Genomic DNA, 1,696 nt, shown 5'->3' with positions numbered 1-1,696 from the left:
CGGAGACTGCGACGATCATGCTATTTTAGGAGCAGCGCTCCTGCAAAGTTTAGGTATTCAGACGGGCTTTCGTATTGTCTCGCGAACCGGACGCCACTTTGACCATATTTACGCGGTGTACCAATCCCCAACGGGATGGAAATCATTCGATACCACCGTACTGAAATACCCCGGCTACGTGTTTGACGAGCGGCTCATTAAAAAATCCCGCCACGTCAGCAATGCCATGCCGGAAGGTTTGGGGCTTGATCCGATCACGTTACTTACCACGGCTACCACAATGGCTAGTACCGGAATGACGCTAAAAAATACCCTATCCAGCATATTTGGAGCCAAAGATAAAGATGAGCGTCAATTGCGTGGAGCCCTGCGAGACTACCTTATGCAGCGGGGCGTGCAATCCGAGGTGATTAGCCTATCCCAAAAAGACAATGCCACCCTTCAACGCTACGCGCAGATAATAGATGAACTTGGTGCCCCTGCGGTTCAAAGACTGAACCGTTACGGACAACTTTCCCCGGTTTGGGTTACTCAACAACAAGCAGCAAATAAAACCAAAAAAATGGGGCTCTATGCCGGACTTGCCATTGGAACCCTGGTTCTGATCGGCGGCGGGTATATGCTTCTAAACAAATAGACCATGAGTAAAAGTGTATTTATCATTCCCTTAGAGGATACTGTCATTGGAGAGGAAGACGCAGTGATTGCCGTAGCCTTTAGTCCGGGACTCGGCAACTGGGAAGAAACCGATCCGTGCCGGTACGCCAATCAAAGCTGTAAAGGCAAAATGTTCGGCAAGCTGAAAAGCTGCCGACGTCAACGCGAAAAGAGTCAGGCGCTATGCAAAGCGCACGAAGCTTCCCTGCAAAAGAAAGCCCAGTGGGAAGGCCAGCGCGAGGAAATGATGCAAGCGCTTCAAACCAATATAACGACGACCGCTCAGCACCAGCAAACGGCCAATTCAACCATGAAGTCAGGCATTGCTGTGGGTGGTGTCGCCCTAACCGGAGCTATTGCTTTGGCGGTTTTAATGCTGAAACGAAAAAAGAAATCTTCTAAATAAGCAGGCCTTCCCATGACCAAACAACCCAGCGGTTACACCAGTTTTGATCTTCTCAACCAGAAAGCGGCTACTGTTACCAAGCCCACCCAAACCAAATTTGGTTCGGCTTTAACCTCGATCAGTGACCTGCTTAAAACGGCAACCGATACCGTGGTGACCATTGATGGGGTCGTCAACAAAGGTGGGAACAAGTCCGGTGGCGGACAACCGACCGTATTATATCCAGGCCAAGGCACACCGACATCCAATGGTTCTAGTGATCTAATTAAGTATGCGGGCATAGCAGGCATCGCCATTGGTGGTGGCATTATTCTACTCAAAGTTTTGAAGAAGTAAGTATGCAAGCCGGACGAAATTCAACATTTCTCGATGGTGGCGTTCCGGGTGGTCATGCCCCAGTAGTACTCCCGGAGGTAGAAGATACTTCCTACGAACAGCCGGATATGCAGGTCATTGAAATGGGCGAAGGCGAGAAGCCTACGGCCAAAAAACTATGCCAGCGACTTCAGGAGCAGCCGATTTCACTTTCGCAGTGGATTCTGGATAACCAAAACAACTTGCTAATCGCGGGTGGCCTGTATGTAGGCTACCGCTTGCTACGGAGGTAAGATGAGCGTACAGTCAGGATATATC

At 49.8% G+C, this 1,696-nt stretch carries 3 protein-coding genes and 1 pseudogene; all 4 read left to right on the top strand.

Features of this window, described 5'->3' with window-relative positions:
- Positions 1-637, top strand: a pseudogene (locus tag B151_RS20215) (hypothetical protein); the annotation flags it as partial.
- 3 nt (positions 638-640) lie between these two features.
- The gene (locus B151_RS0117450; protein WP_020404915.1) at positions 641-1,063 is read left to right on the top strand and encodes a hypothetical protein; all 423 of its coding nucleotides are present in this window, start codon (positions 641-643) and stop codon (positions 1,061-1,063) included.
- Between the two features lie 12 nt (positions 1,064-1,075).
- Positions 1,076-1,399 (top strand): hypothetical protein, encoded by a 324-nt coding sequence (locus B151_RS0117445; protein ID WP_020404914.1) that lies wholly within the window; start codon positions 1,076-1,078, stop codon positions 1,397-1,399.
- 2 nt (positions 1,400-1,401) lie between these two features.
- On the top strand, positions 1,402-1,671 hold the full coding sequence (locus B151_RS0117440) for a hypothetical protein (RefSeq protein ID WP_020404913.1): 270 nt from the start codon (positions 1,402-1,404) through the stop codon (positions 1,669-1,671).
- Positions 1,672-1,696 lie beyond the last annotated feature (25 nt).

The sequence above is a fragment of the Gracilimonas tropica DSM 19535 genome (assembly GCF_000375425.1).
Lineage (GTDB): Bacteria > Bacteroidota > Rhodothermia > Balneolales > Balneolaceae > Gracilimonas > Gracilimonas tropica.
Note: the sequence above shows the minus strand (reverse complement) of the source record. Positions and strands in the feature narration are given on the sequence as shown.

What these genes read in the sequence shown, in the direction of transcription:
- B151_RS0117440 (WP_020404913.1), top strand. Translation starts at nt 1,402, where the DNA reads ATGCAAGCCGGACGAAATTCAACATTTCTCGATGGTGGCGTTCCGGGT.
- B151_RS0117450 (WP_020404915.1), top strand. Translation starts at nt 641, where the DNA reads ATGAGTAAAAGTGTATTTATCATTCCCTTAGAGGATACTGTCATTGGA.
- B151_RS0117445 (WP_020404914.1), top strand. Translation starts at nt 1,076, where the DNA reads ATGACCAAACAACCCAGCGGTTACACCAGTTTTGATCTTCTCAACCAG.